General features: G+C 63.3%; 20 protein-coding genes. 4 read left to right on the plus strand and 16 right to left on the minus strand.

What is annotated here, in order from left to right; translation table 11 throughout:
- Nucleotides 1-88: 88 nt before the first annotated feature.
- The 4 genes from pdxA to IEY62_RS16945 form a co-directional block, all read right to left on the minus strand.
- Nucleotides 89-1,084, minus strand: coding sequence for a 4-hydroxythreonine-4-phosphate dehydrogenase PdxA (gene pdxA, locus IEY62_RS16930; protein ID WP_189019984.1), 996 nt, complete (start codon nt 1,082-1,084; stop codon nt 89-91).
- A complete protein-coding gene (locus tag IEY62_RS16935) occupies nt 1,084-2,286 on the minus strand; it encodes a four-carbon acid sugar kinase family protein (protein ID WP_189019986.1) in 1,203 nt (400 codons plus the stop codon). The genes pdxA and IEY62_RS16935 overlap by 1 nt, the downstream gene beginning before the upstream one ends.
- On the minus strand, nt 2,283-3,272 hold the full coding sequence (locus IEY62_RS16940) for a 2-keto-3-deoxygluconate permease (RefSeq protein ID WP_189019988.1): 990 nt from the start codon (nt 3,270-3,272) through the stop codon (nt 2,283-2,285). The genes IEY62_RS16935 and IEY62_RS16940 overlap by 4 nt, the downstream gene beginning before the upstream one ends.
- Nucleotides 3,273-3,489: 217 nt before the next feature.
- The gene (locus tag IEY62_RS16945) at nt 3,490-4,473 is read right to left on the minus strand and encodes an ABC transporter substrate-binding protein (RefSeq protein WP_189019990.1); all 984 of its coding nucleotides are present in this window, start codon (nt 4,471-4,473) and stop codon (nt 3,490-3,492) included.
- Between the two features lie 257 nt (nt 4,474-4,730).
- On the opposite strand from IEY62_RS16945, the gene IEY62_RS16950 reads away from it, so the two are divergent.
- Together IEY62_RS16950 and IEY62_RS16955 are read left to right on the plus strand one after the other, a co-directional pair.
- Nucleotides 4,731-5,720 (plus strand): LLM class flavin-dependent oxidoreductase, encoded by a 990-nt coding sequence (locus IEY62_RS16950; protein WP_189019992.1) that lies wholly within the window; start codon nt 4,731-4,733, stop codon nt 5,718-5,720.
- 108 nt (nt 5,721-5,828) lie between these two features.
- Complete coding sequence (locus IEY62_RS16955; protein ID WP_189019995.1) at nt 5,829-8,465, plus strand: trehalase-like domain-containing protein; 2,637 nt, start codon at nt 5,829-5,831, stop codon at nt 8,463-8,465.
- A 66-nt stretch (nt 8,466-8,531) separates the two neighbouring features.
- Here the strand turns inward: IEY62_RS16955 and IEY62_RS16960 are convergent, their stop codons facing one another.
- The 6 genes from IEY62_RS16960 to IEY62_RS16985 all read right to left on the minus strand — a co-directional run bounded on the left by IEY62_RS16960 (nt 8,532) and on the right by IEY62_RS16985 (nt 14,170).
- A complete protein-coding gene (locus IEY62_RS16960; protein ID WP_189019997.1) occupies nt 8,532-9,458 on the minus strand; it encodes an AEC family transporter in 927 nt (308 codons plus the stop codon).
- Between the two features lie 159 nt (nt 9,459-9,617).
- Entirely contained in the window at nt 9,618-10,049 is a 432-nt protein-coding gene (panD, locus tag IEY62_RS16965) for an aspartate 1-decarboxylase (RefSeq protein ID WP_189019999.1), read from the minus strand.
- 126 nt (nt 10,050-10,175) lie between these two features.
- On the minus strand, nt 10,176-10,736 hold the full coding sequence (locus tag IEY62_RS16970) for an OsmC family protein (RefSeq protein ID WP_189020001.1): 561 nt from the start codon (nt 10,734-10,736) through the stop codon (nt 10,176-10,178).
- A gap of 66 nt (nt 10,737-10,802) precedes the next feature.
- Entirely contained in the window at nt 10,803-11,324 is a 522-nt protein-coding gene (locus IEY62_RS16975) for a flavin reductase family protein (RefSeq protein ID WP_189020004.1), read from the minus strand.
- Nucleotides 11,325-11,339: 15 nt separating this feature from the next.
- Nucleotides 11,340-12,767: an amidohydrolase family protein gene (locus IEY62_RS16980; RefSeq protein ID WP_189020006.1), complete on the minus strand. Its 1,428-nt coding sequence runs from the start codon at nt 12,765-12,767 to the stop codon at nt 11,340-11,342.
- A 35-nt stretch (nt 12,768-12,802) separates the two neighbouring features.
- A complete protein-coding gene (locus IEY62_RS16985) occupies nt 12,803-14,170 on the minus strand; it encodes a styrene monooxygenase/indole monooxygenase family protein (protein WP_189020008.1) in 1,368 nt (455 codons plus the stop codon).
- Between the two features lie 886 nt (nt 14,171-15,056).
- Between IEY62_RS16985 and IEY62_RS16990 the strand changes: the two genes are divergently transcribed.
- A complete protein-coding gene (locus IEY62_RS16990) occupies nt 15,057-15,656 on the plus strand; it encodes a TetR/AcrR family transcriptional regulator (RefSeq protein ID WP_189020010.1) in 600 nt (199 codons plus the stop codon).
- Here IEY62_RS16990 and IEY62_RS16995 read toward each other — a convergent pair.
- From IEY62_RS16995 to IEY62_RS17010, 4 genes are read right to left on the minus strand one after another with little or no spacing between them, the layout of a single operon-like run.
- The gene (locus tag IEY62_RS16995) at nt 15,623-17,128 is read right to left on the minus strand and encodes a rhamnulokinase (protein ID WP_189020012.1); all 1,506 of its coding nucleotides are present in this window, start codon (nt 17,126-17,128) and stop codon (nt 15,623-15,625) included. The genes IEY62_RS16990 and IEY62_RS16995 overlap by 34 nt on opposite strands.
- Nucleotides 17,129-17,136: 8 nt before the next feature.
- The gene (locus tag IEY62_RS17000) at nt 17,137-19,185 is read right to left on the minus strand and encodes a bifunctional aldolase/short-chain dehydrogenase (protein WP_189020014.1); all 2,049 of its coding nucleotides are present in this window, start codon (nt 19,183-19,185) and stop codon (nt 17,137-17,139) included.
- A gap of 2 nt (nt 19,186-19,187) precedes the next feature.
- Complete coding sequence (gene rhaI, locus IEY62_RS17005) at nt 19,188-20,354, minus strand: L-rhamnose isomerase (protein WP_189020016.1); 1,167 nt, start codon at nt 20,352-20,354, stop codon at nt 19,188-19,190.
- Nucleotides 20,351-20,752, minus strand: a complete 402-nt coding sequence (locus tag IEY62_RS17010; RefSeq protein ID WP_189020019.1) for an L-rhamnose mutarotase — start codon at nt 20,750-20,752, stop codon at nt 20,351-20,353. Before IEY62_RS17010 ends, rhaI begins: the two co-directional genes overlap by 4 nt.
- Nucleotides 20,753-20,875: 123 nt before the next feature.
- Between IEY62_RS17010 and IEY62_RS17015 the strand changes: the two genes are divergently transcribed.
- Nucleotides 20,876-21,892 (plus strand): LacI family DNA-binding transcriptional regulator, encoded by a 1,017-nt coding sequence (locus IEY62_RS17015; RefSeq protein WP_189020021.1) that lies wholly within the window; start codon nt 20,876-20,878, stop codon nt 21,890-21,892.
- Nucleotides 21,893-21,952: 60 nt separating this feature from the next.
- Here IEY62_RS17015 and IEY62_RS17020 read toward each other — a convergent pair whose 3' ends face one another.
- The gene (locus tag IEY62_RS17020; protein WP_189020023.1) at nt 21,953-22,936 is read right to left on the minus strand and encodes a LysR family transcriptional regulator; all 984 of its coding nucleotides are present in this window, start codon (nt 22,934-22,936) and stop codon (nt 21,953-21,955) included.
- Nucleotides 22,937-22,942: 6 nt separating this feature from the next.
- The gene (locus IEY62_RS17025) at nt 22,943-24,223 is read right to left on the minus strand and encodes an amidohydrolase (protein WP_189020025.1); all 1,281 of its coding nucleotides are present in this window, start codon (nt 24,221-24,223) and stop codon (nt 22,943-22,945) included.
- Between the last annotated feature and the right edge of the window lie 83 nt (nt 24,224-24,306).

Below are 24,306 nucleotides of genomic sequence, written 5' to 3' on the forward strand. Positions count from 1 at the left end.
CCATGCTAGTGGCGGCTCCCGAATTAACGGCAACGGCCGACCAGCCAGGCTGACCGGCCGTGCAAAAGGATGACGTCAGTTACGCAAGTTACTCGCGGGACGGTGCAAGGTCCACTGCCTGCCGCAGTGCCTCCAGGAGTGACTCGTGATCGGCGATATTCTTGCCGGCGATGTCGAAGGCGGTGCCGTGGTCCACTGATGTGCGCACCACGGGGAGGCCCACGGTGATGTTGACGCCGTTCTCCAGGCCGAGGACCTTGACCGGGCCGTGGCCTTGGTCGTGGTACTGGGCAACCACAAGGTCGAAGTCGCCGCGGCCGGCGAGGAAGAACAGGGTGTCCGCAGGGAGGGGGCCGAAGGCATCGATACCGTCCGCTTGGGCCTTCTCGATGCCCGGCTGGATCTTCTCCGCCTCTTCGCCATAGCCGAAGAGTCCGTTTTCGCCGGCGTGGGGATTGATGGCGCAGACGGCGATCCTCGGGTTTTCGATCCCGGAGGCGCGCAGCAGTTCATAGCCGCGCTTGATGGTCCGGTAAACAAGGTCACCGTTGATCTTCGCAATCGCATCGATGAGGCCGATGTGCGTAGTGACGTGGATGACGCGCATTTTCGGGGCCGTCAGCATCATGGACACCTCCTCAGTGCCGGTCAGCTCGGCGAGGAGTTCGGTGTGGCCCGGGAATTTATGGCCAGCTGCGTGCAGAGCTGCCTTGTTGAGTGGCCCCGTGCAGATGGCGTCCACCTGGTGGTCCATGGCGAGGGCAACGGCCTTTTCGATGAAGAGGTATGAACCGTGCCCTGCCGCTGCCGAGAGTTCACCCCATGCGAGGTCTTCGGGGATGCAGTCGATATCGAGCACATCGATGGTGCCCTCCTCGAACAGGGCCTCCGAAGGGGCGGAGACCTTGCGGAGGGTCAGCGGGCTGGAAACGATGCCCGCCGCAAGCTGCAGCCGGCGAAGATCACCGACGACGAGCATTCGGGCCTTGGACCGCAACTCCCCGTCAGCGAGGGCCTTGACGATGATTTCCGGACCGATGCCGGCTGCATCGCCCATAGTGATTGCAACAATTGGGCGTCCCATTATTTGATACTCATTTCAGTAGTTGGTTCAGTGAGAGCTTGTGTGGTCCGGGCCAGCGTTCCAGCGTCCCCGAAGGCACCGGCCTTGGTGACCAGGAGCGGGAGAGGTTCGGGCAGGAGGCTCATCACGACGCCGGGCTCAATTTCGCCGAGGACGGTGAAGCTTCCCACGCCGAGGGCCTTCAGGACGGCAGCGGCCGTCTCGCCGCCGGTCAGGACGAGGGCATCGCACTGTCCGATGCCGGCAGCGGTGGCGCGGGCCAGGGCCTCGGCCACCAACAGCGCCTGCGACTTGTCCACGATACTCATCGGGTCTGGCGTCAGCACCACGTTTGCCCGGGCCATGGCCTGGGCAACCTTGCCCGGAACCGCAGCACCATCCAGAGTGGCGTGGTCCAGTTGGATGTGCTCAGCCCCGGCCGCAACGAGTTCCCCGGTTTGCTTCGTGGCGAGGCCGGAATAGCTGCCGATGACGGTCAGGGTCCGGCTGATGTGTCGTGTCTGAGTTTCGCGGGTCTTCAGGGTTTCCCTGTCGGCGATGTGCCCGGCCAGCCCGCCCGAACCGACGAGGAGCGTGCGGAAATCCAGCAGTTCCGCAGCGGCCGCGATGTCCTTCAAGTCCTGGTCGGAACCGGCGTCCAGTACGACGGCGTCAATCCCGCGTGCGTGGACATCCCGGAGGTGCCGCGCCAGTTCCTCGGGCTTGCGTCCGGACCGTAAGGGCACCACTTCTGCGGTGAGGTCCCCGGCGGCAAGTGCGCTGGCAACGTCGCCACCGAAGGCTCCTCCTGTGTTTTGTACGCCGTCGACGTGGACAATGCCGTCGCGTGTGCTCCGCCCTGTGCCCGGAAACGCCGGTGCCACAATGGCCAAGCTTTGGCCGTCGCTCTGCGCGAACTGCGCAAGTATTGCCGCGACTTCCACGCCCAGATTGCCGCGAAGCAGCGAATCGATCTTCTTGAACACCTTGCGGTGCTGGCCCAGGGCGTAGCCGGTGGCGGAGGAGACGGCGGAGGCGGCCTCTTCCCCTGCCAGGTACCGGCTCTCGGTATTGATCGAAAGAATCTCAGCCTCGGGCCAGGCGCACTTCAGGTCGAGGAGTACGCAGCTGCTGTGGGTGGCGCCGTAAGCGGCAGCGGCATCTGCCGCTCCTGTCAGGTCGTCGGCGATGATTGCCCAGCGCGTGGGTGCGTCGGTTTTCATACGGCGTGTGCAACCTCGGGCGATGCTGCGGCGTCCTTGGTCTTCAGGCGCTTGGCGTACCAGGCGACCATGAGGGGGCAGCCGATGGCGGTGACCACCACGGAAGCGGCAACCAGTACTGTGGCTGGTCCAGCTGCGGGAGCGTAGGCGGGGTTCGCAGCGGCTACCAGCATGGGAACGGTGGCAGCGTTGCCTGCCGTGGTCGCTGCTGCCAGCCCGGCGATGCCTGATCCTCCGGTCAGCTTGTCCGCGAAGAAGAGGACAGCTCCGCCGCCGATCAGCACGAACAGGCCAAGTGCGACGCCCAGAAGCCCGGCGTTGACTACTTGTCCAAGGTTGAGGCCGAAGCCCAGGGCGAGGGCGAAGAAGGGGATGAGGACAGGCGCGGCGGAAGAGAGGAACTTTCGCATTGCCGGGTCCAGGGCGCCCAGGATGGCTCCGAGGAGCAAAGGAATGATAGCGCCCACCAGTGCCTGCCATGGGAAGGCCGACAGGCCTGCGACACCCAGGGTGATCATGGTGAGGAAGGGCCCTGATTCGAGCGTCATGACCGAGTATGCGGCCACGTCCTTAGGCTTGCCGTACTGCCCCATGAGGGCCATGTACATGCCGCCGTTCGTGTCATTCAGGGCAGCGAGGATGGCCAGGACCGACAAGCCAGTGAGCAGTCCACCATTGATGGGGAGTTCACCCATGAACCTGCCGGCGACGACGCCAATGATGATCGCGAAAAGGATCTTGCTGCCGAAGAGGACGCCGCCCTTTTTCAGGATGTAGGGCGTGGCCTTGATATCGATGCTGGCTCCCATGCATACATAGAAAACCGCGAGGATGGTGGTGCCTCCGGTAAACAACGCACCGGTGAATGAACCGAAGAATTTGGCTGAGTCTGGCGCGAAGGTGCCCAGAAGGGCGCCGATCAGCAGAGGGATAAGCATCATGCCGCCAGGAATCTTTTCCATAGTGGCCTTGATTGGGACAGACATGCAGCAACCTCGTTGTTGTTGGGGGAGGGGGCCGGGCCGCTCGGCCCGGATCATGATTACGATCATAGGAAAGTTGCGCGTTTAGCGCAAGGGTTATTGCGCTAAACGCGCATATCGGGTTGCTTCATGCTTGGTCTGCTTCATGCAACGCCAAGAATCCCCGCCGGCTGGTGTCCGGCGGGGATTCGGTATTGGAAGCGTGAGTGGCTTTGGCGTTCTACTTCTTGGGCAAGCCCGCCGGGTTCAGTTCGGATGCAGGGATTGCCTCCGAGGACAGTCCCCAGCGATCCAGGATCTTGGCGTAGTTGCCATCCTTGATGAGGGTGTTAAGCGCAGCCTGGGCTGCCACAGCCAAGCCGTTTCCCTTCTGGGTGGTGAAGGCAATTTCGGCCTTCAGCGGCCACCCTCCGGCGAGGGTCCCCACTTCCTTGGTCTTGCCGTCCTTGGCGGCCTTGTAGGCGGCGGAGGCGTTGGGCCCGAACGTCAGGTCCGCACGGCCTGACTGGAGGGCAAGCTGGGAGGCGGAGTCGTCGTCGTAATACTGGAACTCGACCGGCTTCAGGCCGTTCTTCTTGTTCTCCTCGTCCCAGCGCACCAGGATGGCTTCCTGGTTGGTGCCCGAGCCGACGATGATGCGTTTGCCGGCAACGTCCTTGGGCTCCTTCACAGTTGAGATGTCGGAGTCGGCCTTGGCGTAGAAGCCCAGGAGATCGTTGCGGTAGGTGGCGAAGTCGAACTTTTCCTTGCGGGCCTCGGTGACCGTGACATTGGAGAGGACGGCCTCGTATTTTCCGGATTCGACGCCCAGCGGCCAGTCGGCCCACGCTACCGGCAGCACCTCGACCTGCAGGCCAAGGCTCTCGCCCACAGCATAGGCAATATCCACTTCGCTGCCGATCAGGGTCTTGTTGTCAGTGGCGAACGTGCTCAACGGGGGAGTGCCGCCGGTGGTCACCACGGTCAGTTTGCCGTCGGCTTTGATGGCGTCGGGGACCAGAGCTGCCGCAGCGGAATCCACGGATACCTTGATGCGGTCCTGCTGCGGGGTCAGGTTGAATTGTTTGGTTGCGCTGGATGAAGCGTTCGACGCCGGCGCTGACGCGGCTGCCGTGGCTCCTGGATCCGAGCATGCCGTCAACCCCAGCAGGGCGGTGGCGGCCAGCGCCGCGGTGATGCCGGATGCGGCGGTAAAACGTGCCATGGGTTCTCCTCGAGGGGCTCTGATGCGTAGTCGTGGCTGCAACTATCCGGCAGGCTCGCGAGGGCGGTCAAAGCGCTCCGAAACCCTGGGATACAGGGGTTCACGGCAGTTAATCGGGCGTCGAACTGGGTCATAAAAGCGGTACCCGAACAGCACGCGACGCAACTCACAGAAATAAGCCGGGTGCCGCCGTCGTTGTTGCTGGAGTGCCCGGAAAGCAGAAGCGGGCGCCGCGAAACGTACCGAAAGGCTTCACCGTGACTGTTCCTCTTTCCATCCTCGACCTGGCAACCATCGGGAAGGGCCAGACGGTGGCAGAGAGCCTCGCGGGCAGTGTCGCCATGGCGCAGAAAGCCGAAGAGCTGGGCTACCGCCGTGTTTGGTACGCCGAACACCACAACATGTCTGCCATCGCGTCCTCGGCCACGAGCGTGCTGATCGCCCACATTGCCGCGCACACCAACACCATCCGCCTGGGCGCCGGCGGTGTGATGCTGCCCAACCACTCGCCGCTGACCATTGCCGAACAGTTCGGCACGCTGGAGACGCTCCACCCGGGACGCATCGACCTCGGTTTGGGACGAGCCCCCGGCAGCGACCAGAACACCATGCGGGCGCTGCGCCGCGATCACACGTCCTCGGACAGGTTCCCGCAGGACGTCCTGGAGCTGCAGGGCTACCTCACGGGTCCCACCCGCATCCAGGGCGTCGAAGCCACGCCGGGCAAGGGCACCAACGTGCCGCTCTACATTCTGGGTTCCTCTCTGTTCGGCGCGCAGCTGGCCGCCCAGCTGGGCTTGCCGTATGCCTTTGCTTCACACTTTGCCCCAGCCGCGCTCCAGGATGCGGTTGCCATTTACCGCCGGGAGTTCAAGCCCTCGGAGCAGTTGTCCGAGCCGTACGTGATCGCGGGAGTGAACGTCACCGCGGCGGACAACAATGCCGAGGCGCAGGCCATCCACCTGGCAGTGAAGCGTGCTCGCGTTTCCCTGTTTTTCGGCGGCGGGCGCGAGTTCACGGACGACGAAGCGGACATGGTGCTTGATTCCCCGCAGGGCCAGCACATCGCCCAGATGATGAAGTTCTCGGCAGTCGGTACCAAGGACGTTGTCCGCGAGTACCTGGATGAGTTCACTGCCTTCGCCGGCGCCGACGAACTGATCGTGGCACACCAGAGCATCGGCACCGAAGAGCGGTTGCGGTCCGTGGAGCTGCTTGCCGAGGTGGCCGGACTGGTACCGGCCTAAGAACCCGCATAAATCCAAGGAAAAGCTTTACTCGTTTGCAATCTACTGCGTAGTCAAGCGAAACCATCCGGGCGGAGACTGTAGTTATCCGCTTCGGAAGGATCCGCCATGCCCACGCACTTGAATCAAGCAGTCGCCGATTCCGCGCTGCTGATGAAATCGCTCCCGCTGGGCCTTCTCCGGACCGCCCTGCAATCCGACGCGCACAACGGCATCACCCCGGAGTTGTTCGCGGAGCTGAAGGTCCTTGCCAGGGTCCCCGGCCTCCTGGTGGCCTGCAATTACGGCGGGACGCTCTGCTCCGCGGAAGGGGTATCAACCGAGACGCTTCCCCTGGACAGTGCGGCAGTGGCCCTTCGTGCGCTCGCGGCCCTGCCCAACACCCACGCCGCCATCATTTCCGGCAGGTCGCTGCGGGACCTGGCAGCAGTGTCCCGGCTTCCGGCCGAGGTTCATTTGGTGGGTTCCCACGGGGTGGAGTTCGACATGGGCTACGCCTACACGCTTTCCCTTGCCACGGAACAGTTGCTCCAGCAGGTAGCCACGGCGTTGACCGAGGCCGTGGGATTCGAAAAGGGCATCAGCGTTGTCCGAAAGCCCGTAGGCGTTGCTGTCCATACCCGGCCGGCCACACCCGAGGTTGTGGACAGGGCGGTCTATGCCTCGCAGAAGATCGCGATCGAATTCGGACTCTACTTCATCATCGATGGAACGGTGCTGGACCTCACGGTGGAGGAACCGGCGAAAGGCCAAGCCCTGGAGCAGCTCCGCGCCCGGCTGGGAGTCAGTGCAGCGCTGTACGCAGGCGATGCCGAGAGCGACGAAAAAGCGCTGGCCACCTTGAGGGGGCCGGACCTCGGCTTGCACGTGGGGCCAGGAAGTACGACGGCGGCACACACCCTTCCGGACCCCGAAGCCTTTGCGCACGTGCTGGCTCTGCTGTTCGAACTGCGGCGGGCATGGCTCTTTGGCGAAGACGCGGTTGGCCTGGAACGACACTCGATGATCGGCAATGGAAGCTCCACGGCGTTGCTCACACCGGATGCCAAGATCTGCTGGATGAGCCACCCCTTGCCGGACTCAGGTTCATTGTTCGCCCATATCCTCGGTGGAGACCCGGCCGGCCATTTCAGTGTTGAACCGGTGAAGCCGTCGCAAGTGCTGGCACAGCGCTATGTGGACAACACCATGATCGTGGAGACCCGCTGGGCCGATGTCACCGTAACCGACTACTTGGAGCCTGCGCCCGACGGGATCACCAGCCTGGTCCGTGTGTTGTCCGGGACAGGTTCGGCCCGAGTGGTTTTCGCTCCCCGGCCCGACTACGCCAACGCGCCGTTCAGCATGGAAATCCGCGGCGACGAGGTGCATATCCTCGGCACCTCGGACCCCATCATCCTGTCCGCCCCCGGCGTCGACTTCACCATCACCAGCGACGGCCGGTACGCCACTGCAACTGCGGAGGTCCGCCTGGGCGATGGCCCTGTGGTCCTGAACATGCGCTGTGGTGATACCGAGCCGCCGCCCGCCGACCCAGCTGGCGAACCCCACCGCCGTGCCGCCGTCGGGATGGTGATGCGCGAGTGGGTCAAGGCACTGCAGCTGCCCACCATGAAACCGTCGCTGGTACGCCGATCCGCGTTGGTGCTGAAATCGCTGGTTCACGAACCGACGGGCGCCGTCCTGGCCGCCCCCACGACTTCCTTGCCCGAAGGCATTGGCGGGACTCGAAATTGGGACTACAGGTACTGCTGGCTTCGTGATGGCTCCATGACCGTGAACTCGCTGGTGTCTTTGGGGTCCACAGCCGAAGCGGACGGGTTCCTGCGGTGGCTGGGACGCATCCTGGACAACGCCCCCGGTCCGGAATGGCTGCACCCGCTCTACTCGGTTACAGGCGCGCCGCTGTCCACGGAAGCCATTGTGGAGAGCTTGCCCGGTTATGCCGGCTCCCGCCCTGTCCGGATCGGGAACGCCGCGGACCACCAGGTCCAACTGGACGTGTTCGGGCCCATTGCCGAGCTGATCTGTGACCTTGCTGAACGTCGGAACTTCCTGCCGGATGAACACTGGTTCCTCATGGAGCAGATGGCGCACGCCGTCATGGCACGCTGGCACGAGCCCGATCACGGTATCTGGGAAGCCCGCCGCGCACCACGGCACCACGTCTACACCAAGGCCATGTGTTGGGTGACGCTGGACCGGGCCCTGCGGACCGCCTCCCTGCACGGACGGGTGCCCCACCCGGATTGGGCTCCGGAAGCGGCAACCATTCGAGACGAGGTCCTGCGCGAAGGATGGGATGAGTCGGCGCGCTCCTACACTGTGGCCTATGACAGCCCCGACCTTGACGCTGCCGTCCTGCACATCGGGCTCTCCGGGCTTTTGGATGTCCAGGATCAACGGTTCCTGGATACAGTCACCGCTGTGGAGCGGGAGCTGCGCGTGGGACCCACGGTTTTCCGGTACAGGTACGACGACGGCCTGCCGGGTTTGGAGGGCGGCTTCCACATCTGCACCACCTGGCTGATCGAAGCGTACCTGGCCGTGGGTCGCCTGGACGATGCGCTGGAGTTGTTCAACCAGTTGGTGGCGTTGTTCGGGCCGACGGGGTTGCTGCCCGAGGAATACGATCCCGGCACCGAAACGCATCTTGGCAACCACCCCCAGGCCTACTCGCACCTGGGCTTCATCCGCTGCGCGCAGCTCCTGGACCACTATCTGGCCAGCGCCGACGAGGAGTAACCCGACTGGGTCGCAGATCAGGTCGTTCCCAGCGCTGGGAACGACCTGATCTGCGACCCAGTTGGGTCAGGTGAGAAGCAGTGCCACGGCGATCATCGCCGGGACAGCCACGATGGTGGTGATGAGCACGGTGTCCTTGGCCACGGTGATACCTGCCTGGTAACGGTTGGCCGCCACGAACACGTTCTGCGCTGTGGGCAGCGCCGCCGTCACCACCACCGCGAATAGGGCATGGCCATCCATCCCGAGGGCAAAGCGGGCGAAAAGGTAGGCGACCAACGGGTGCACGATCAGTTTGAAGCCGCTGGCCAGCAGGGTGTCGAGCCGGCGGCCCGCGGACTTCTGCAGGGGCTTGGAACCGTTCAGGCTCATGCCAAAAGCCATGAGCATCGCCGGAATCGCGGCACCGCCGATCAGATGGATGGGCTCCAGGATCAGTGATGGCACCTCGAACCCGGTTCCCGCCACGAGCAGGCCCAACGCGGAGCCAACGATCATGGGGTTCTTGACGATCATCAGCACGAAACGCAGGGGAGTGGTCCGGTGTGAACTGGTGCTGGCATCCAGGGCCATCAGGTACATCGGTGTGAAGAATGCCAGTTGGAAGATCAGCAGTGGTGCCACGTAACTCGCATCGCCCAGGACGAACACTGCGATGGGGATGCCCAGGTTCGCGGAGTTGGCCAGCGATGCACTCATGGATGACATGAGTGCTTCAGGCATGGAACGCTTCAGCCAGAACTTCACGATCAGGAAGAACAGGAGCCCGGTCACAACGGCGCCTACGGCCGTGACCAGCAGGGGAGCGGCAAAGACGTCGTGCAGTTTGGCTTTGCTCAGGGTTTCGAACAGCAGTGCCGGACTTGCCACGAAGAATGTCAGCGAACTGAGGACAGATCGGGCATTCCCGCCCAGGATGTCGCGCCGCCCAACGAACATGCCCACCAGAATGATGGCCCAAACAACGAAGAACCCGGACAAAACGCCGATCATGGGGCTGTGCGGGCGGAGGTTCGTCGGGTCACGAACACCAGCCTAACGGCTGACTGGCCCGGAGTAAGCGTTTTCCCACCGCCGTTCCGCCATCCGGACCACAACGCGCCCGACGTCGGCACTCCGGTGAGTGCCGACGTCGGGCGTTGCTGTGAAAACCTAGCTGAGGTGCGCTGCGTTGCTGAGCGCGTGCGGCGGGCGCATGAGCCCAGGGGTGTGGCCCTCGGCGGGGTCGTTGCCGAGTTGCAGGATCTTGTTGTCCGTACCCACGTGGACCACTTTGGGTTCATACGCCCGGGCCTCTTCCGTGGTCATTTCTGCATAGGTGATGAGGATGACGGTGTCGCCCACGTGGACCATGTGCGCGGCAGCGCCGTTGATCCCGATCACTCCCGAACCGCGCTCGCCGGCAATGGTGTACGTCTCCAGCCGGGCGCCATTAGTGACGTCCACGATGGAGACGAGCTCGCCGGGGAGGATGTCAGCCGCGTCCAGGAGGTCCAGGTCTACGGTGACCGAACCGACGTAGTGAAGATCGGCATGGGTAACCGTTGCGCGGTGGATCTTGGACTTGAACATTGTGCGGATCATAATGCGATCAGTTTAGCGCGGTACCCTCACCCGGCGCTGTGACGTACCAGACGTTCCGCCGGGTTGGATGGGCTGGCAGCATCCCGGGCCGTTCCAGGAAATGGCCCGGGATGCAGACCTGAAGAACTAAACGAGGGTAGTGATGACCTGCACCGGGTTTGCGAGGGTATCGCGGATTGGCGAGGTGGTTTCCAAAGCCTTCGCGAGGTCCGCGAGGACTTCGCGGGGCGCGTCAGGGCTTTCGAGTTCGACATCGACCTGAATGCTCGTGGCCCCTTTGCGGACGGAGTCGTCGATGCCGAGGAATCCGCTCAGATTGATATCGAAGCTGAGGGTGAGCTGGATCTTTTCAAGCGTGATGTTCCGTGAGGCGGCAAGAGTAGAGAGTGTAACGATGTAGCAACCCGCCAGGGCTTTGAGAACGTACTCCGCGGGGCTCGGCGCAGTGTCGGTGCCCAGCAAAGGGACCGGCTCGTCGCTGTGCAGTGTGTACTTTCCGTGGCGCGTCTCATCAGGGACACCTGCCTGCAGCAAGGGACCCGTCTCCGTCCTTGAGGTCAGTCCGCCGGCTGATTCGCTGAAGGCGGTGAACGTGACCTGCCCGAGTTCCCTCCGGGCGCTGACGGCTTCGACGGTTGCTTTGAGGGCGGCGGGGTCAACAAACGGGCGTGCAATGGTGGTGCTCATTCTTGTCCTTCGTTCGGCTTATCTGGGGTGCTCTTCATGGCATGTCTGGTCTCGACTCATGTCGGCTCAGAGCCATGTCTCCAAGGAGAACGGATCATGGCTGGGATGCGACGAATAAATCCCATACCGTGCGCGGAAATAGAGGAGCGGATTTCCGTCTGTGGTGGACACGTTGTCGATGCGCCCAATGAAGATCGTGTGGTCGCCGGCGTCGATGATCTCGTGATGCCGGCACTCAAGCCGCACCAGACAATGGCGCAGGTGCGGCACGGGCCCTTCCGATACAGGGCGATGGGCAAACTTGTCCCGACCTGCACGGGCGAAGCTCGCAGAGGTTTGATCCTGGTTCTCGCCGAGGATGTGAACGGCGTACGTCTCGGCGGTCCGGAACGACTGCATGCTGTGCGATCTGTTGTCCAAGCACCACAGCATGAGCGGCGGGTCGATCGAAACTGCCGTGAAGCTGGTGGCGGTGACACCAATTGGTGAGCCATCGGGTGCTTGTGTTGTAACTACGCAGACACCGCTCGCCCAGCGTGAGAAAGCTTCCCGGACGTCTGCTGCCGTTGTTTCGGTAACCTCAGGCATATCTTGGCCGCCGTTTCACTCGGCGGCCATATTGGCCAGGCAGTAAGCGTTGAAGGCTGCGTTTTCTTCCCGCCATTGTGGCGACATGGCGAAGGGTGCGCGGGCCCCCGCGGCATACACTCGCTCATGACTTTCTTCGGCGCGGGAACGCAGGTCTTGCAGATCGACGCCCAGGAGCTCGCCGTGGTTCTTGACCAGCCGCCCGTCCACGGCGACTGCGTTCACGTTCCTGGAACTCGTATACAGCGGATACGACTCTATGGGCTCGGGCAGTGGCACGAGTGACATTCCTTCCGGCTTGAGCAAGACAACATCGCCCCGTTTGCCAGGTGTGAGGCTGCCTACTTGCGTGCCAAGGCCCAGGGCTTCGGCTCCTCGAACGGTTGCCATTTCCAGGAAATAGCGCATCGGCACTCCCACCGATCCGATGAGCTCACCGCGCGCGACGGTATCAGCATGCAGGGCTCCCCGTGTGACAGCGAGGGACAGCCGGATCATCCCGAAAAGGTCGCCGTTGATCAAGGGGGCAAAGTCAGCTCCGAAGCCTGTTTTCAGGCCTTTCTGAAACGCCCTGTGAAGTACAACGGGCCCTTCGCCCATGCCCAGTTCGGAATCATGCACCACCGCGATCGAGGCACCGGCGTCGCGGACCATGTCGAGTTGTTCATCGCTCAGCAGTACACCGTGGGAAAGGACGAAGTCCGGACCCAGCAGCCCTTGGTCCACCAGTTCGTTGAGTCCGGTAGACACAGCCAGCCCTGGCGCACACGCCATATGGAGTGTGATGAGACCGCCAAGCTCACGCCCGACGGCGATCTCCTTTTTGGTTTGTGACCAAGGCACCATCCCGGTCTCAGACAATGCAACGCCAAATCCCAGCAGCGGGTTGTCTTCAAGCGACTTGGCAATACGGCGGGCATCCCGGTAGCGGTCCTCCGGTGAGTCGAACCCTGAATGCTCCGCATGGCCGTCGTGAAAGCCATAACCGAAGACGGCACGGATCCCTGCTCTCCGCAGCCCTTCAACTGCGGCATCCGCGTACTCCGGTCCGATGATGTTGTGCGAGTGATCGAACACCGTTGTAATGCCGGCGTCCAGGGCCTCCAGTGCGCCCAGATGGTTGCCGAGGAAAATGTCCTCGACGCCGAACAGGTTGACGACGTTCTGCCGGACGAACTCGAGGTACTCCATCAGCGTGTGGTCCACGTTGAGGCCGCGCAAGCATGTCATCCAACAGTGCCGGTGGGTGTCCACGAAGCCTGGAGTAATGATGCCGCCCTTGGCATCGACCACCACGGTGTCTCCGCGAGGCGTCGGGGCTTCGGGCCCAACGTAGGTAATGACCCCGTCTTCGATCAGCACATCTCCGTGGTCGATGACGCCGAGTTGATCGTCCATTGTGACGATCCGCCCGCCTTTGAAAATGAGGTTTCCTTGTGACATGACTGGAATCGCTTTCTTTGAAGGGTGTTGGCGGTTTAGGCGCGGGGAAAATATGGGAGGCCCTGCGCGTGCAGTTGCTCGGCTTCCTTGATGCGGGACAGCGACCGCCCCAGGATTTCGTCCGCAGTCTCACCCGGGCACAACTGCTCTATCCAGGCGTGCACGGCAGCGATGTCTTTGAAGGGAAGTGCCGATTGGGGGCGGGAAAGCAATTGAAAGAACCCGTCCGCAACGCGCCGATCGCCGTTCGACGCCAGAAATATGGTTTCGTTTACTGAGCCACCGGCGTCTTGATCCAGCAGGATACTGGTGAGGGCAGTAGACGCCTGACCGGATTTATGGAAAAAGTCCTCGAAGGTGGAACGGATCCACTCCGCGTCGAAGGGGCCGTCGTGGGATTCGAGTGCGTCAAGGTAATGGCCAACCTGCTTCATTCCCGACTGTGCGCCTTGCGCGCCGATGGGGTCGAAGGTCATCGACGTGTCCCCAAGCGACATCACGGCGTGGCCGGATGCCGTAAACCCCACCGCATCCCGAACCGTGGGCTTCACCCGTCCCTTCAGCCAGGAAAAACGGTCATCAGGGATGACTTCAGCGTTCGCGATGAAGGCCGCGTCCCACGGGAGGAATTCCTTGTGGAGCCCCTTGACGGTCTCCAACATCTCTTGGGCGTTGCTGGGAGAGGAGAGGCGTTCCTCCCATTCCGTCCCGATCCTTCCAAAGCCGAGAAAGCTCCAGGACGGTCCTGCCGTCTTGTGCAGGTAGGGACACCAGATGGTCTCGCCCATGTCACCTACGATCGAGAATGCGTTGTAGGCGCCCCCGTGATCGGATCGGTGGGCGAACGCTGAGCTGTCAGTCGGCAAGCCAGTGACCGTGATCATTGCCAGCGCGCGCTGCGGCTCGGTGTACTTGCTCCGGGCTGCATTGCCGGCGAACAGGTCTGTTAGCCCGCGCTTGCCGGTGGCGACGAAAGTGAGGTCATGTGCCGCAGCGATCGTGTCCAGTGATTCGGGGGAGACATCCTCCACGATGAAGGTGCCGCCCAAGCGAATGAATTCATTGACGCGGTCGAACGAGCGAAGACGTGTGTCCACCCCCACCCCTGGCATGTCACCCAGGGACCCTGCCATAGCCATGACTTCCATTCCCGAGGAGGAAGACACCCAGCCGGTCAGGCCTTCAATCAGCGGAGCCTTATCCCGGTACGTGTGCAGGCCTAGTCGCTCCTCTACAGCCAAGGCCTCTCCGTACATGACCGCTGTACCTGTGGCTGGGACGTCCTCATACAAGCTTTGTGGAGACCTGTCGCTGTAGAGCGCGACTTCGTGGCCCTTGCTCAGCAAAGCCAGTGCGAACGTCGCACCGGTTTGGCCGGCACCGATGATGGCAAACCTGGACATATTCACTCCTTTGTTCTCGTGGTGGTAAGGGGTGCCGCCAAGGCTGCAAGCCAAGGTTGGGCATTCAGGGGTGAGTCCGCGAAGGGTGTCCTTCCGGACCTTGACGCTTGTGCGTGGGAGACGTTTGATGAGCTGTACATGGCTCGGAACGCGGGAGTGGGCCAGACTATCGCGGCACCCCCCAAGGATCTGCCGCGCGTCGTCGTTGGCTTTTTTCCTGCGCCACCGTTTTCCTGCACCACCGTCTTCCTGCGCCACCGTAAAGCCACGACGGTGGCTTCATTCCGGACTGGGGCGGAGCGCCCCGCTGTTCTTCGTTGAAGTCGTCAGTGGAGCGTCCGGGCTGTTGCCCGGTTTGGTGTTCGAGCAGCTACGGGGTCCTGCTCTTGATGTTCATCGCGGCTCCGTGGCGGCCTCGGCACTGTATCGCTGCCCCGAAAGTCCCGACGCTTGAATATCACCAGCTTCATCGCTGACTCTCCATTATTCACAATAAATTTGGGCGTGAGTCCATTAATACTCCTAGCCTTGGTTAGCAGTCAATAACCGGCTGGATATTCTTTTAAGATGAGCACAACCATGGAATATGTACATGGATCTAAACTAATTTTCCGATGGAATCGCCCTCGTGTGGAAGCCTCATCGATTCATGACCTCATCGAGTCACGGTTGACGGGTCGCCGGAAACGGACCCTCCTGTACTGTGTGCTGTGGAAAGTACCGGGTGCCCGTGAAAGTACCTGGTGCTGTGGAAGTAACCGTGTGGTTTTGAAAGGGACGGAGATCAGAGATGCGCACACCCCCTGACGAGACCTCCACAATGGAGCCTTCCGGCCGCCGGGAACGTAAGCGCATCCACACGAGCCGACGCCTCTACGAAGCTGCAATGCAGCTTTTTGAGGAGCAAGGGTACGACGAAACCACCATGGACGAGATCGCCGATCTCGCTGATACGGCCCGGCAGACCGTGTACAACTATTTCCCGCGCAAGAGCTCGTTTATCGATGAGTGGGCGGCGCGCAGGCGGAGCCTGGCCGTCGCCGGACTTGAGAAGCCGGAAACCAGCAACCGACCCATCGCCGAACAAATCTCGCTGTTCATTCGCAACCTGGTCCACATCAACTTGCAGACGAAACAGCTCACGCACGTCCTGATTCCCGCTTGGGTGCGTGCCGGCGGGCCGATAGACGATGCCCCGGCCCTGTCCGATCTCATAGTGGACTTCGTGAAATTAGGCCAGCAGAGAGGGGAGTTGGATCCGACGCGCGATCCAACCCGTGCGAGCAACCTGATCCGGGAAGCCTATCTCGGGGCGCTCTATCAATGGGTCAGCACTGGCTCCGGGGAGAATTTCGACCTCAGCGAGGCGGTGGACGATAGCCTGCAGATCATCTTCCACGGACTGACGAAACCGCATGCAGACTCAGACGGCGGAGTCACTGGGAAAGTGGCTCAAACCGGGTCACGAAGCAGCGCGGGCTCGTAGCGAACCAGTTCCGTCCCGGCGCCAGCCAATGCCCGCAGCTCAGCCAGCCCACCGGTCACCACACCCGCGGCCCTTGCCTGGACCAGCACGTTGCCCAGCGCCGTCGCCTCAACCGGTCCAGCCACTACGCGCTTACCGGCAGCCTCTGCGGTGAGTTGGCACAGGAGCCGGTTCTGCGAACCGCCGCCCACGATGTGCACCACGCCCGTACTGCGGCCGGTGAGCCGTTCGGCGTCGGCCAGCGTGCGGGCGTAACCGGCCGCGAGGCTGTCCATGATGCAACGCACGACGGCGGCTGGCCGGTCCGGGAGCACCGCACCGGTGCTGCGCACGGCTGTGCGGATCCGGTCCGGCATGTTGTCCGGCGCCGTGAAAGCAGGGTCATCGGCGTTGATCTGCGGACCGCCGGCAGGGAGGGCTGCGGCGGACTCAAGCAAGGCGGTGAGTGCTTGTGTGTAGCCCTCGGCGGCCCATGCCCTCTGGCATTCGCTGAGCAACCACAGCCCGCCGACGTTGCGGAGGTACCGGATGGTTCCGTCCACCCCGCGTTCGTTGGTGAAGTTGGCTATCCGGCTGGCCTCGGTGAGGACGGGGTGGGGGAGTTCCACGCCGACCAGCGACCAGGTGCCGGAGGAAATGTACGCGAAGTCTTCCTGCGACGCCGGCACCGCCGCCACGGCTGACGCGGTGTCGTGCGAGCCAACCGCAACCACTCTGGTGTCCGCGGGGAGGCCCGTTTGCTCGAGGATCGAGGGCAACAGCGTGCCCACGGTTTCACCGGGCTGGATGAGCGGCGGGAAGATATCCCGGGGCAGCCGGAGTGCATCCAGGAACCCTGCGGCCCACTCGCCCGCAACAGCGTCGAAGAGCCCCGTGGCGGAAGCATTCGTCGCCTCGGTCCGGCGTTCGCCCGTGAGTAGAAAGGCGATCAGGTCAGGGATGAGAAGTGCCTGCACCCCGTCCACGTTCGGTTCTGCTGCCAGCTGGTACAACGTGTTGAACTGCAAGTACTGCAAGCCTGTGACGGCGTACAGCTTCTCCGGGGAAATGACAGCATGGACCCGTTCCACCGCGGCCCGGCTGCGCTCGTCCCGGTAGCTGAAGGGAACGGAGGTGAGTTCGCCGGCATCGTTCACCAGGCCGTAGTCCACTGCCCAGGTGTCAATGCCGATGCTTACGATGCGCTCGCCGTTCCCACGCGCCACGGAAGCGGCAGCCGCCAAGCCCTTGAGTACCTCAGCGAACAGGGCGTCGAAGTCCCAGCGGAGGCCGCCGTCGAGCTCCACCACGCCGTTGGGGAAGCGGTGGATCGTCTCGAGGGATACCCCTGTGGAGGGGGAGACCCGGCCCAGCATGACGCGGCCGGAGGACGCCCCGATATCTATTGCTGCGAACACTGCTTTGGGGGCTGCGGGAGCGGACACCGCCCCGGCGTGTGCCGGGGCGGTGTTCACGGTGGTTCCGTTGGTCACTGTGGGTCCTAGCGGAGGAAGGCTGCTGCCACGCCGGCGTCCACGGGGATGTGGAGGCCGGTGGTGTGGGAGAGCTCGTTGCTGGTGAGCACGGACGCGGCGTTTGCCACGTGTTCGGGCAGGACTTCGCGCTTGAGGAGCGTGCGCTGGGCGTAGTACTTGCCCAGTTCCTGCTCGTCAACGCCGTACACCGCGGCACGCTTGGCGCCCCAGCCGCCGGCGAAGATGCCGGAGCCGCGGACCACGCCGTCGGGGTTGATGCCGTTGACGCGGACACCGTATTCGCCCAGTTCAGCGGCGAGCAAGCGGACCTGGTGGGCCTGGTCTGCTTTGGTGGCGGAGTAGGCGATGTTGTTGGGCCCGGCGAACACGGAGTTCTTGGAGGAGATGTAGATGATGTCTCCGCCCAGGCCCTGATCGATCATCACCTTGGCCGCGGCCTTGGACACCAGGAACGAGCCCTTGGCCATGACGTTGTGCTGGAGGTCCCAGTCCTTCTCGGTGGTTTCCAGCAGCGGCTTGGAGATGGACAGGCCGGCGTTGTTGACCACCAGGTCCAGGCCGCCGAAGGCGAGTACGGCTTCCTGGATGGCGGCTGCGATCTGGGCTTCGTCGGTCACGTCCGCCTGGACGCCGATGGCGACGTCGGAACCGCCCAGTTCTGCAGCGACGGCCTGCGCGCTCTCAAGGTTCAGGTCGGCAATCACTACGCACGCGCCGTCGGACGCCAACCGGGTGGCGATCGCCTTGCCGATGCCCGACGCCGCTCCGGTCACCAGTGCGATACGGGTGGCGTGCGACTTGGGCTTGGGCATCCGGGCGAGCTTGGCTTCTTCCAGCGCCCAGTACTCGATGCGGAACTTCTCGGATTCCTCGATGGGGGCGTAGGTGGAGATGGCCTCGGCGCCGCGCATCACGTTGATGGCGTTGAGGTAGAACTCGCCGGCCACGCGGGCGGTCTGCTTGTCCTTGCCGAAGGAGAACATGCCGACGCCGGGGATCAGTACGATGGCCGGGTCAGCGCCGCGCAAGGCGGGTGAGTCAGCGTCAGCGTGGCGGTCGTAGTACGCCTGGTAGTCCTCGCGGTAGGCGGCGTGCAGTTCGTTCAGGCGTTCCACTGCTTGTTCCAGAGGAGCATCGGCCGGGAGGTCCAGGACCAGCGGCTTGACCTTGGTGCGAAGGAAGTGGTCCGGGCAGGAGGTGCCCAGCGCGCCGAGGCGCGGGTGCTCTGCCGACTCAAGGAATTCAAGAACGACGGCGTCATCGCTGAAGTGCCCCAGCTGAGGTTTGTCCGTGGAGGCCAAGCCGCGGATTACCGGGGCGAGGGCAGCAGCCTTGGCCCTGCGTTCAGCTTCGGGGAGCGCGCCGTATCCGGGGAGCTTGGCACCGAAGGGCTCGGATTTGCCGTTTTCCTTGATGTAGTTTTCGGCCTGGTCTATGATCCAGAGCGAGTTGGCCTCGGCCTCTTCGCTGGTGGCACCCCACGCCGTGATGCCGTGGCCGCCCAGGATGGTGCCGATGGCCTGCGGGTTGGCTTCCTTGATCGCCGCGATGTCCAAGCCGAGCTGGAATCCGGGGCGACGCCAGGGAACCCACACAACCTTGCTGCCGAAGACCTTGGAAGTGAGGGCCTCGCCGTCCACCGCCGTCGCAATCGCGATGCCGGAGTCCGGGTGCAGGTGGTCAACGTGGGCTGCGTCCACCAGGCCGTGCATGGCGGTATCGATCGACGGCGCAGCGCCGCCCTTTCCGTGCAGGCAGTAATCGAAGGCGGCTACCATTTCGTCTTCACGCTCGACGCCGGGGTAAACGGACTTGAGTGCCTGCAGCCGGTCCAGCCGGAGTACAGCGAGGTTCTCAGCCTTCAGTGTGCCGAGGTCGCCGCCGGAGCCCTTCACCCAAAGAAGCTCAACGTCCTGGCCGGTGACCGGGTCCTTCTCAGTGCCCTTGGCGGAGGTGTTGCCGCCGGCGAAGTTGGTGTTCCGCTTGTCCGCGCCGAGGCGGTTGGAACGGGAGATCAGCTCTTCAACAGTTGTGTTGTTTTTATGCGTGGTCATGCTTACGCGCCCCATCCGGCTTGCTGGCCGCCTGCGCGGTCCTCGTTGATCTTCTTCTGGTACCCGCTGGCCTTGTAGGCAGCCATCGGGTCGGCGGGCAGGCCGCGGGATTCGCGCCACTCGGCCAGGACCGGGCGGACATCGGTGTAGAAGGCATCGTTGAAGATGCCGTTCGCGGCCAGGACATCCCCGGCGCGCTGGGCTTCGGACAGCGCCGCAGTGTCTACGAGCAGGGCGCGGGCGGTCATTTCCTGGACGTTCAGCACCGAGCGGATCTGGCCTGGGATCTTCTCTTCCAGGTTGTGGCACTGATCCAACATCAGCGCGACACCAGAGTCCTTGCCGAAACCGCCGCCACGGATGACCTCGTGCATGATGCGGAACAGCTGGAACGGATCAGCTGCGCCAACAATGAGGTCGTCATCGGCGTAGAAGCGGGAGTTGAAGTCGAACGATCCAAGCTTGCCCAGGCGCAGGAGCTGCATCACGATGAACTCGATGTTGGTGCCCGGGGCGTGGTGGCCGGTGTCCAGGCAAACGAACGCCTTCTCGCCCAGTGCCAGGGTCTGCGCGTAGGAAGTACCCCAGTCCGGAACGTCGGTGTGGTAGAAGGCCGGCTCGAAGAACTTGTACTCCAGGACCAGGCGCTGCTCTTCGCCCAGAGCTGCGTAAATTTCCTGCAGGCTTTCGGCCAAGCGGTCCTGGCGCCCACGGATATCGTCCTGGCCCGGGTAGTTGGTGCCGTCAGCAAGCCAGATCTTCAGATCACGCGAACCCGTGGCATGCATGATCCCGATGCACTCCAGGTGGTGATCAATCGCGCGGCGGCGGACCGACTCGTTGGACGAGGTGAGGGAGCCGAGCTTGTACTCGTCGTCCTGGAAGGTGTTGGAGTTGATGGTGCCCAGCCCAACCCCGAGCCCTTCGGCGTACTGGCGCAGGGCTGCGTAGTCATCCACCTTGTCCCACGGAATGTGCAGGGCCACAGTAGGTGCCAGCCCCGTGAGTTCGTGGACCTTGGCGGCGTCGGCGATCTTTTCCTGAACGGTGCGCGGGGTGCCGGGGGTGCCGAAGACCTTGAACCGGGTCCCGGAATTGCCGTAGGCCCAGGATGGCACTTCAATGGCCAGTTCTCCCAGGCGGCCCAGGGCCGATTCTGTGGTGTTCATGATTGTTCCTTCTGGTGTCCGATGGTGGTGTCTGTATGTACTGGCGCGGCGGCGTTTGTGACGTTGCCGGCGGCTGCCAGTTGGTCTTCAAGGTTGAAAACTTCCTCGACGAGTTCGAAACCCTGGTCCGGGGGCAGGTCGCTGTTCGCGAACAGGGTTGCCATGTCTGCTTGCCAGCGGGCGTTGACGTCCGTGAGCGCCATGCGGGCTTGCGCTGCCGCGTAGTCTTCGCATTCCAGATAGCCGATCAGTTGACCGTCGGGTGCCAGGAACAGCGAGTAGTTGTTCCATCCGGCGTCCTTCAACGCAGCCAACATTTCAGGCCACACGGCGGCGTGGCGGCGCTTGTACTCGTCCATTAATTCCGGCTGGACGGAAGAGCGGAAACATACCCTCATGCGGTTCTCCGGGTTACTCGTCTTTGAATCGTTTCATTTGTTACGATTCAAACTACCCTCGCCAAGCAGGGGGTGTCAAGGCGTTCCCACGTCCTTGATTTTCAGCCAGCGAGAACGGAAAGCATGTCCCAAACAGCGAGCATCAAGGACGTCGCCAACCACGCACAAGTTGCCGTGGGAACAGTCTCCAATGTGCTGAATTATCCGGACAGGGTTTCCCAAAAGACCAAAGACCGCGTCCTCAAATCAATCGCCGAACTCGGCTTCGTGCGCAATGACGCAGCCCGCCAGCTCCGCGCCGGACAAAGCCGGACCATTGGGCTCATCGTGCTTGACGTCGGGAACCCCTTCTTCTCCTCCGTGGCGCGGGCGGCCGAAGATGCTGCAACCGCCCTGGGCAGTGTGGTGCTGGTGGGCGACAGCGGCCAGGACGCCTCCCGCGAAGCGCATTACATGGACCTCTTCCAGGAACAGCGCGTCCAGGGCCTGCTCCTGTCACCCGTAGGAGATGTCGAGGAGCGGATCGATACCCTCAGGGAACGCGGAGTTCCCACAGTCCTGGTAGATCAACTCGCGGACACGGACCGCTGCAGCTCAGTGTCCGTGGATGACCAGGAGGGCGGGTACTTGGCCGCCAGGCACCTGCTGGACCTGGGCCGCCGTCGTCTGGCGTTCGTTGGAACCCCCTCCATCCGCCAGGTCTCCAGCAGGCTTGAGGGCGCGCAGCGTGCCGTGGCTGAAGTCCCGGAGTCGACCATGGAGGTGCTCGACTCCGCGGGGCAAACGGTCCTGGCCGGCCGGCAGGTGGGAAACGCGTTGGTGGAGCGCGACCCGGCTGAGCGGCCCGAGGCCGTCTTCTGCTCCAACGACCTCCTGGCCCTCGGTGTTATGCAGTCATTGACCATGCTCCGCACGGTCCGTATTCCAGAGGACATTGCCCTGATCGGCTACGACGACATCGACTTCGCCATCTCGGCCGTCGTTCCTTTGTCCTCCATCCGACAGCCCACCGAAGCCCTGGGCCGCACGGCAATCGAACTCCTCGCCGAAGAGCAGGAAAGCGGCGGAACCAAGCACCGCGCCGTCGTCTTCACCCCCGAACTCGTGGTGCGCCAAAGCACCGCCGGCTCACCCAACTGAGTAGCAGATGACGCCGTTTTGAGCGCTCAGAACGGCGTCATCTGCGACTTACTTGGGGGATTACGACGCGCGGAGCCCGGCAAGGTAGCCCATCGGCGCCAACGCGTCGGGCTGCTTCGTCTGACGGGCAATTCCGGGGTGGGATGCGGCCAGCTTGTCCGCTGCGCGGCCCAGGCATTGCAGGAAGCTGGTGATCGAGACGCCGGCCTGCGACTTCTGCCTGAGCGCAGAGATATGCCGGCGGGCTGTGCAGCCGGAGATGGTGGTTGCCACGATCTGCTCCGTGGGTACATGGTCCATGGCAGGGACCAGTGCAATGCCCAGCCCGGAACGGACCATGCCGCGGATGGCGTCGTAGTTGTTGCTGCGCACCGGGATGCGCGGTTTGAATCCGCCGCTGGCGCACAGGTGCCTGAGGCAGGCATCGCCGGACGTGTCCTCTTTCGACGAGACCCAGAGTTCCTGGACGAGGTCCTGCAGGGTGATGTTTTCCGCGCCGGCCAGGCGGTGGGATTCGGGGAGCAGAAGCAGCAGTTCCTCGGCAAGGAGGGGTGCTGCCACCACGTTTGACGGCCATTGTTGGGGTACGAGGTCGTAATGGAAAACCACGGCGACATCGAGGGTGGCGTCACGGACCATGCCCGCGAGCTCCGAGGGGCTCCCTTCTTCCAGCTCCAGGGTTGAGTTGGGATGCCGGCGCAGGTACGACGCCAAGCCCCCGGGCAGGAGCCGTTGACTTGCCGTGCTGAAGCTGCCCAGGCGCATGAGTCCGTAATCGCCCTTGCTGAAACCCTTCATGTCGTCTTCCAGGTTGCCAAGGGCATTGATGATGTCATGAGCGCGGGCTACCAGGAACTTTGCGGCCTCCGTGGGGCGGATGCTTTGGGCGTCGCGCTCCACCAGCGGTGCTTGCACTGCCCGCTCCAAGGCCGCCACTTGCTGGGAAACGGCCGAGCCGGTGTAGCCGATCTCGCGGGCAGCGTCAGCGAACGAACCTGTTCTGAGCACCACGGACAAGGTGCGCAAATGGACGGGATTCAGCATGGCGGTCTACTTTCCTGCGGGCGGGGTGAGCAGCTGCTCAACGTCAACGGCGCCCCCCGCAGCTTCGAAGTCCAGCCGGACCTGTTCCCGGAGCCGGTCGTCGGCCAGATAGTCGGCCATGGTCAGTGCCAGTCCTACTGCGCCGTCCACGACGGCCGCGTCACCGGCCGGGCTGATGGAATGCTGGCCGAACTCCACCGTGTGCATGACGGCTGTTTCGCGGGAGATGCTCACCGTGGGATGGATGGACGGGATCCGCAGGCTCAGGTTCCCCAAGTCCGTGGACCAGCCGCCACCCACCAGCTCGGTCTCCAGGGTGATGGTCCTGCCGCGAGAGGACATATGCCCGTGGTAGCGCGTGGCCAGGGCGTCATTGCTGCGCACGGGAAGGTAAGCGGGGAAGGGGTCCCAGTTTGTTTCCAGTCGGGTGCCGGTCAGAAGTGCCGCACCCTCCAGGATGTCCTGCACTTTCTGCGAAATATCCACCAGTCCGGCTGGGTCCAGGGAGCGGATTTCGACGACGGCGCCCGCCCGGTGGGGGACGACGTTCACCGCTGATCCGCCCTCCGTGATGATGCAGTGGAGGCGATCCGTTGCGGGAATGTGCTGCCTGAGCGCTGCAATGCCCTGGTACGCGGCCACGACGGCATCGAGTGCATTGCGTCCCATGTGCGGGGCCGAGGAGGCGTGGGCCGCAACGCCGTGGAAGGTGACCTCCACGTCGCGGACCGCCAATGAGGCAAAGGAAGCCACCTCGTACTCACCGGTGAAGGGATGCAGCATCACCACTGCGTCGATGTCGTCGAAAGCGCCGGCCCGGGCCAGGAGTTCCTTGCCGTTTCCGTTTTCTTCGGCGGGCGTACCCAGGAGCACCACTGATCCGCCGAGCTTGTCCACGTGGGCGGCAACCCCGAGGAACGCTCCCAGCGCTGCAGCGCAGATGACGTTGTGTCCGCAGCCATGGCCAACGCCGGGAAGGGCGTCGTATTCGGCCAGGACCGCCACTTTGGGTGAGCCGGAGCCCGCTTCAGCCCGGAGTGAGGTGCGGAGGCCGTAGCGGCCAACCTGGACCGGATAGCCCCTGTAGCGAAGGAACTCTGCTGCGAAGGCCACGGACAGCCGCTCTTCGAAGCCGACCTCTGCGATGCCGTGGATGCCGTGGCTGAGTTCCTGGAGGTCGGGGGCAAGGTCGTCAATGGTGTTGGTGATGCTTCGTGCAATGGACTCGGAGGCTCCGAGGATGCCGGTAAGAGTCAATTTGGACGGGTGTGATTCCACGGTCTTCACGTGGCGTCCTTTCGGAAGGGGTCTAAGGGGAGCCAGTCCAGGACTTCTTTGTCGACCGTATCTGGCTCGTTGTTTAACTTAAG

It is taken from the genome of Paenarthrobacter histidinolovorans (assembly GCF_014647595.1).
Lineage (GTDB): Bacteria > Actinomycetota > Actinomycetes > Actinomycetales > Micrococcaceae > Arthrobacter > Arthrobacter histidinolovorans.

Bases quoted from the DNA above. Each gene is read 5' to 3' on its own strand.
- IEY62_RS16955 (WP_189019995.1), top strand. From the start codon at position 5,829: ATGCCCACGCACTTGAATCAAGCAGTCGCCGATTCCGCGCTGCTGATG.
- IEY62_RS17000 (WP_189020014.1), bottom strand. From the start codon at position 19,185: ATGACCACGCATAAAAACAACACAACTGTTGAAGAGCTGATCTCCCGT.
- pdxA (WP_189019984.1), bottom strand. From the start codon at position 1,084: ATGGGACGCCCAATTGTTGCAATCACTATGGGCGATGCAGCCGGCATC.
- IEY62_RS16935 (WP_189019986.1), bottom strand. From the start codon at position 2,286: ATGAAAACCGACGCACCCACGCGCTGGGCAATCATCGCCGACGACCTG.
- IEY62_RS16980 (WP_189020006.1), bottom strand. From the start codon at position 12,767: ATGTCACAAGGAAACCTCATTTTCAAAGGCGGGCGGATCGTCACAATG.
- panD (WP_189019999.1), bottom strand. From the start codon at position 10,049: ATGATCCGCACAATGTTCAAGTCCAAGATCCACCGCGCAACGGTTACC.
- IEY62_RS16960 (WP_189019997.1), bottom strand. From the start codon at position 9,458: ATGATCGGCGTTTTGTCCGGGTTCTTCGTTGTTTGGGCCATCATTCTG.
- IEY62_RS16940 (WP_189019988.1), bottom strand. From the start codon at position 3,272: ATGTCTGTCCCAATCAAGGCCACTATGGAAAAGATTCCTGGCGGCATG.
- IEY62_RS17015 (WP_189020021.1), top strand. From the start codon at position 20,876: ATGTCCCAAACAGCGAGCATCAAGGACGTCGCCAACCACGCACAAGTT.
- IEY62_RS16990 (WP_189020010.1), top strand. From the start codon at position 15,057: ATGCAGCTTTTTGAGGAGCAAGGGTACGACGAAACCACCATGGACGAG.
- IEY62_RS16945 (WP_189019990.1), bottom strand. From the start codon at position 4,473: ATGGCACGTTTTACCGCCGCATCCGGCATCACCGCGGCGCTGGCCGCC.
- rhaI (WP_189020016.1), bottom strand. From the start codon at position 20,354: ATGAACACCACAGAATCGGCCCTGGGCCGCCTGGGAGAACTGGCCATT.
- IEY62_RS16970 (WP_189020001.1), bottom strand. From the start codon at position 10,736: ATGAGCACCACCATTGCACGCCCGTTTGTTGACCCCGCCGCCCTCAAA.
- IEY62_RS17020 (WP_189020023.1), bottom strand. From the start codon at position 22,936: ATGCTGAATCCCGTCCATTTGCGCACCTTGTCCGTGGTGCTCAGAACA.
- IEY62_RS16985 (WP_189020008.1), bottom strand. From the start codon at position 14,170: ATGTCCAGGTTTGCCATCATCGGTGCCGGCCAAACCGGTGCGACGTTC.
- IEY62_RS17010 (WP_189020019.1), bottom strand. From the start codon at position 20,752: ATGAGGGTATGTTTCCGCTCTTCCGTCCAGCCGGAATTAATGGACGAG.
- IEY62_RS16975 (WP_189020004.1), bottom strand. From the start codon at position 11,324: ATGCCTGAGGTTACCGAAACAACGGCAGCAGACGTCCGGGAAGCTTTC.